This window comes from Streptomyces sp. MnatMP-M17, from assembly GCF_900091995.1.
Taxonomy (GTDB): Bacteria; Actinomycetota; Actinomycetes; order Streptomycetales; family Streptomycetaceae; genus Streptomyces.
Genome location: NZ_FMDK01000259.1, coordinates 1 through 6404, shown reverse-complemented (window position 1 = coordinate 6404; position 6404 = coordinate 1). Strand labels below are relative to the sequence as shown.

Sequence of the window (6404 nt, the reverse complement as noted above, 5' to 3'; positions counted from 1 at the left end):
CATACCCGGCGAGCCCACCGCCGCCGTGTCGGCCGCCGCCGCGCGCTCCGCCAAGGCCGCTCCGCAGGACCGCGGGAACGACCTGGCCGAGAAGGCCGCCGGGCGTGCCGACGAGGCCCGTGCCGCCGCCCACGCCGCCGGCGCGACCCGTCTCTGACACGCCGTAGCCCACAGCAGCACGGCAGCACGACACCTCCGCACCGCGGCCTCGGCAGCGCGGCGCCCTCAGACCTTTCTCATCTCACTTCCTCCCTCAGGAGTGGCCATGGGCCATCTGCACAAGTCCTTCGACCGCAGGGACTTCCTGCGCGCCACCGTGGGCACCACCGTGGCGCTCGCCGCCGCCTCGGTCACCGGAGCGACGGCGGCCACCGCCTCCGCCGCGACCAGCGGCCTGTCCATCCCCAAGGACCGCATCGGTATCCAGCTCTACAGCATCCGCGACAAGGTCAGCGCGCTCGGCTTCGGCGTCGTCCTGCCGGAGCTGGCCCGTATCGGTTACCGCGAGATCGAGTTCGCCGGATACACCCAGAACACCTCCATCCTGGGCCGGCAGATCACGATCCCCGAGATCCGGCGACTGCTGGACGACAACGGGCTCCGCGCGGTCGGCAGCCATGTCGGCATCGGCAATCTGCGCAGCAATCTCCAGGCCGAACTGGACGCGGCGCAGATCCTCGGTATGCCGCACATCGGCACCGCCAATGCGCCGTCGAACGTAAACACGGTCGCGGGCTATCTCGCCGCCGCCGAGGAGTTCAACACCTGGGGCGCGGCGGCGACCGCCCGGGGCCTCAAGCTCTACCAGCACAACCACGCGGGCGAGTTCGCCTTCGCCACCGACCAGCCCTCGGTGCGGCTGTACGACGTGTTCCTCAGGAACACCGATCCGCGCCATGTCTATCTGGAGATGGACATCTACTGGGCATATGTCGGCCAGCACCGCTGGCCCGGCTTCGATCCGGCCGCGTATGTGCGCAACCAGCCCTACCGCTACCCGCTGTTCCATATGAAGGACGGCGACACCAACCCCTCGAAGGCCGACGGTTTTGACATCGTCGAGTTCGGCGCGGGCGATCTGCCGTACGAGAAGTTCGTCCGTGACATCGGTCCGCGCGCCGCCCACATCGGTATCTGGGAGCAGGACACGGCGCCCAACACCCAGCCCAACCCGCCCGGTTCCCTCGGTGCCGCCGAGCGCAGCTTCGCCGCGCTGAAGAGCCTGCTCGACTGACAGCCGGCCGCCCTCACCGAGAGCGGCCCCGCAGGACCGAACCGATCGAGAGCGTGAGAGCCCCCACCCGCACGCATCCCCACCGGGCCCGGCCCGCCGGAGCTCCGTACCGCTGTCACGGTACGGCCGACGGGCCGGCCCCGGTCGCGCACCCTCCTGACCGCCAGCGACCAAGGAGACGCATCCCTGTGCACCGTACCCTCAGACGTCTGATCTCAGGCGTCCTGCTCGCGGCGATGCCCGCGCTGGGCATGGTGGCCCTCGCGCCCGCCGCCCAGGCACACGAGAACCATGAACACGCCCTGGACTGGGCGAACTACGAGAAGGTCACCCTCACCAAGGACACCGGCGAGCCGATCGACCTCGCCGTACTGCCCGACAGCCGGGTGCTGCACACCGCGCGCAACGGTGATCTGCGGCTCACCGATCCCGGCAGCGGTGTGACCAAGGTCGTCAACCACATCGATGTGTACCAGAACTCGGAGATGGGGCTCCAGACCGTCACCCTGGACCCGGACTTCGCCACCAACAAGTGGGTCTATCTCTACTACTCGCCGCCGCTGAACACTCCGGCCGGCTCGGCCCCGCAGCAACTGCCCGCGGGCGAGACCGACTCGTACTGGGACCGGTGGAAGGGCTACGACACCCTCACCCGCTTCAAGTGGACCGGTGACAAGCTGGATCTGTCGACCGCCCAGGAGATCATCCGGGTCGACGTCAACCGCGGCCAGTGCTGCCATGTCGCCGGAGACGTGGACTTCGACGCGAACGGCAACCTCTTCCTCGCCACGGGCGGCAACACACCGGCGTCGGGGCCCAATGTCAACGGGTACACGCCGATCAACGACGCGCCCACCTACAACCCGGGGCTCGACGAGCGCCGTGGTTCCGGCAACACCAATGATCTGCGCGGCAAGATCCTCCGTATCAAGGTCGCGGAGGACGGCTCGTACACCATCCCGGACGGCAACCTGTTCCCGCCCGGTACGGCCAAGACGCGTCCCGAGATCTTTGTGATGGGCCTGCGCAATCCGTTCCGGCTGGCGGTGGACCAGGCGACCGGCGCCGTGATGTGGGGCGACTACGGTCCCGACGCGGGCACGGCCGATCCGAACCGCGGTCCCATGGGATATGTCGAATGGCAGACCACGACCAAGCCGCTGAACAGCGGCTGGCCGTTCTGCACGGGTGACAACACCAAGCCCTACCGGGACTTCGACTTCGCGACGCTCACCCCGGGCCCGGCCTTCGACTGTGCCAAGCCGGTCAACGACTCGCGCTGGAACACCGGTCTGACCGAGCTGCCTCCGTCCACCGCGGCCACGCTCTGGTACGGAGACCGCGACACCGACCAGCCGTGGCCCGAGCTGACCGCGTTCCGCGGCCCCGGCGGACCCGGCGGCCAGGCGCCGATGGGCGGTCCGGTCTACCACTACGACGCGGACAATCCCTCCCCGGGCAAGTTCCCCGAGTACTGGGACGGCAAGGCGTTCCTCGGCGAGTTCTCCCAGGACTATGTGGCGGCCTTCACCCTCGCGGGACCGGACGGCCCGGTCACCAAGCTGGAGAACGTACTCCCCAACAGCGAGCGCTCCGAGAACGGCATCCCGCCCTGGGACAACCCGATGGACCTGGAGTTCGGTCCGGACGGCTCGCTCTACGTCCTGGACTACGGCGACGGATTCTTCCGCCAGAACCCGGACGCCGGTCTCTACCGGATCGACTACGCGGAGGGCAACAAGGCGCCCACCGCGGTGATCAAGAGCGACCGCACCTCCGGCCAGGCACCGCTGTCGGTCTCCTTCGACGCCACCGACTCCAGCGACCCGGACGGCGGACAGCTCACCTATCAGTGGGACCTCGACGGTGACGGCACCTTCGACGCCAGCGGGCCCACGGCCAGCCGTACGTATCCGGAGAACGGGCAGTTCCAGGCCCGGCTGAAGGTCACCGACGCACAGGGCAAGATCGGGCTGTCGAGCCGTCAGATCACGGTGGGCAACACCGCCCCGACGATCGGCATCACCTCACCGCCCACCGGAGGGTTCTTCAACTGGGGCGACGCCGTGCCGTACGGAGTCGAGGTCGAGGACGTCGAGGACGGCAACACGGCCGACTGCGCCAAGGTCGCCTGGACCTTCGGTCTCGGGCACAACCAGCACGGCCACCCGGTCAACAGCGGAACCGGCTGCTCGGGCGCGGTCGTGACACCGGCCGACGCCGGGCACGGAGACACCGAGAACGTCTTCGGCGTCCTCGGTATCACCTACACCGACAAGGGCGCGGGCGGTGTTCCGCCGGCCACCGGTGACGCCCAGGTGGTGCTCAACCCGGCGCTGATGCAGGCCGAGCACTACGACTCCGCGCAGGGCGTCACGATCACCGACGACACCGGTGCCTCCGGCCAGCGCAAGGTGACGTCCTTCGACGCCGGGGACTGGATCTCCTACGATCCGGTCTCCTTCAGCGGCATCACCGGTGTGCAGACGCGTGCCTCCGGCGCCGGCACCCTGGCGCTGCGCTGGAACTCCGTGGACGCGGCCCCGTTCGCGACCGTGTCCGTACCGGCCGGTGAGGGCTGGCAGACCGTCACCACGGCTCTGTCCGACCGGCCTTCCGGCAGCGGAGAGCTGTTCGTCACCACCTCGGGCGGTGTCGATCTGGACGCCCTGACCTTCCAAGGTCCCGGCGTCGCCGACAAGACACCGCCGAAGGCGACGGCCACGCTCAGCCCGGCGCAGCCGAGCGGGAGCAACGGCTGGTACACCGGCAATGTGTCGCTGAACGTCACCGCCACGGACAACGGCACGGTCAGCAGCCGTCAGTACTCCGTCAACGGCGGTACGACATGGCTGTCGGCCAATGCCGCCGTCACCCTCTCCACCGAGGGCACCACCACCGTCCTGTACCGGGCGACCGACAGCGGCGGCAATGTCTCCGAGGTCGGCAGCCTGACCGTACGGATCGACAAGTCCGGGCCTTCGGTGACGGTCACCGGTCTGGACGCCGACGGCACCTACGGCGACTCCAAGCAGCCGGCGCCGGTGGTCACGGCCACCGACGCGGTCTCCGGCGGAGCCACCGCGACCGCCACCCTGGACGGAGCGGCGGTCACCTCGGGTCAGCCCGTACAGCTCTGGCGGCTCCCGCTGGGAGGCCATGACCTCAAGGTCACGGCCCAGGACCGGGCGGGCAACACCACGACGAGGACCGTGCACTTCACCACCAGCACGTCCCTCGCCGATCTCGACGCGCTGATCCCGCGGCTGCGCGCCGAGGGCCTGATCACCGCGCAGGGCCAGCAGCGGCTGACGGTCCGGCTCGACCAGGCACGGGCACATGCCGAGGCCGGGCGGATCAGCCAGGCGGCGGCGGTGCTGGAATCGTTCGCCACCTCGGCGGCCGACACCGCCCTGGTGAACGACGCGGCGGCGCGCGCGGCCCTCGCGCGTGACGCACGGGCCGTGAAGGGGGAGCTCACCGACTGACGCTTCTTCGAAGCACTGTCCGAAGCGCTGTCCCGAAAGCAGGGGCAGCGCTTCGGACAACTTTTGGCAGGATGAGCGAAAGTTTCATACGATCGAACAGTAATCCGTTGACAATGGCCAACAGCCGATAGCGACCAGCGGCCGGCCGGACGTCCCGATGGTGCCTTGAGGAAGTGGAGCCCGTGAGCGTTCAGTACCGTGTATTGAGCATGCTGCGCGACAACGGCCCACTGTCCCGGGCCCAGTTGTCGGACAGAATGGAAGTACCGCGCCCTCGGCTGCTCGCCGAACTCGACCGTATGGTCGCCACCGGAATGGTGCTGGAGGCGGGCCCGGCCGCCTCGCGCGGCGGCCGTCGCTCCACCCTCGTCCAGCTCGATCCCGGCCTCCGGTTCGCCGCCGTCGATCTCGGCGCCAGCTCGATCGACATCGAGATCACGGACGGCGGTCTGGAACCCGTGGCCGCCTACTCCGAGGCCGCCGACATCCGCTCGGGGCCGGTCGCCGTACTGGACCGCGTCAGCGAACTCCTGCACAAGCTGCGCGCCCAGGGCCACTACACCGATCTCGACGCGATCGGCATCGGTCTGCCGGGACCGGTCAGCTTCCGCAACGGTGTACCGGTCTCGCCGCCGATCATGGTGGGCTGGAACCGCTATCCCGTACGTGACACCCTCGCGCGCGAGCACGGCTGTCCGGTGGTCGTTGACAACGACGTCAATGTGATGGCCCTCGGCGAGGCACACAGCGGAGTGGCCCGGTCCGTCGACCATCTGCTCTTTGTCAAGATCGGCAGCGGAATCGGCTCCGGCATGCAGCACCACGGCCGGATATACCGGGGCGCGGAGGGCTGCGCCGGGGACATCGGCCATATCCAGGTCGAGGCCGACGGGCCCGTCTGCTCCTGCGGCAACACCGGCTGTCTGGAGGCGTACTTCGGCGGTGTCGCGCTGGCCCGTGACGCCATGGAGGCGGCTCGCTCCGGTCAGTCCCCGGCCCTCGCCGACCGGCTCGCCGCGCAGGGCACGCTGACCGCCGTGGATGTGGCCGAATGCGCGACGGGCGGCGACAACGCCTCCGTCAATCTCATCCGGGCCGGCGGCCATCGCGTCGGCCAGGTCCTCGCCACTCTGGTCAGCTTTATGAATCCGTCGATGATTGTGATCGGCGGCGGTCTGTCGGGGCTCGGCTATCTCCTGCTCGCCGAGATCCGCAGCGTCGTCTACAAACGCTCGCTCCCGCTCGCCACGGGCAATCTGCCGATCGTGATGTCCGAACTCGGCCCGCGCGCCGGAGTCGTCGGCGCGGCGCTCCTGGCCAGCGAACTCGCGTACGGCGGACCTTCCTGACACCGCGGCACCGCACCGGCCGCCTTGAGCGCTGGAGCGGATGGCGACGCAGCGGGCGGCGTAGCCCCTCGGCAGCACGGACCCACTACGCTAGGCCGTCGTACGACTGGCGCCGGACCCGGAGGAAGCGGCCCTGTGGTGCCTGGAGCAGGGTCCGGACATGCTGGCCGACGGCGCGCTGCGGGCCGTCGCGCTGCTGGAACTCGTACCGTCGCAGGGGACGGTCGCACAGATCCTGGACTTCGCCGAGCGGCACCCGCCGGAACACCATCTGCGGTACTGGCCCGCGGTGGCGGCGGCCCGGTGGCCGGGCCGCCGCACCCGCTCCTATCT

At 69.5% G+C, this 6404-nt stretch carries 3 protein-coding genes; all 3 read left to right on the top strand.

The features are described 5' to 3' along the window. Nucleotides 1–265: 265 nt before the first annotated feature. The 3 genes from GA0115259_RS12465 to GA0115259_RS12455 all read left to right on the top strand — a co-directional run bounded on the left by GA0115259_RS12465 (nucleotide 266) and on the right by GA0115259_RS12455 (nucleotide 6071). The gene (locus GA0115259_RS12465) at nucleotides 266–1234 is read left to right on the top strand and encodes a sugar phosphate isomerase/epimerase family protein (protein ID WP_093595200.1); all 969 of its coding nucleotides are present in this window, start codon (nucleotides 266–268) and stop codon (nucleotides 1232–1234) included. A 188-nt stretch (nucleotides 1235–1422) separates the two neighbouring features. Further along, the gene (locus GA0115259_RS12460) at nucleotides 1423–4722 is read left to right on the top strand and encodes a PQQ-dependent sugar dehydrogenase (RefSeq protein ID WP_256097982.1); all 3300 of its coding nucleotides are present in this window, start codon (nucleotides 1423–1425) and stop codon (nucleotides 4720–4722) included. Nucleotides 4723–4931: 209 nt separating this feature from the next. After that, the gene (locus GA0115259_RS12455) at nucleotides 4932–6071 is read left to right on the top strand and encodes an ROK family protein (protein ID WP_093595196.1); all 1140 of its coding nucleotides are present in this window, start codon (nucleotides 4932–4934) and stop codon (nucleotides 6069–6071) included. Nucleotides 6072–6404 lie beyond the last annotated feature (333 nt).

What these genes read in the sequence shown, in the direction of transcription:
- GA0115259_RS12465 (WP_093595200.1), top strand. Translation starts at nt 266, where the DNA reads ATGGGCCATCTGCACAAGTCCTTCGACCGCAGGGACTTCCTGCGCGCC.
- GA0115259_RS12455 (WP_093595196.1), top strand. Translation starts at nt 4,932, where the DNA reads ATGCTGCGCGACAACGGCCCACTGTCCCGGGCCCAGTTGTCGGACAGA.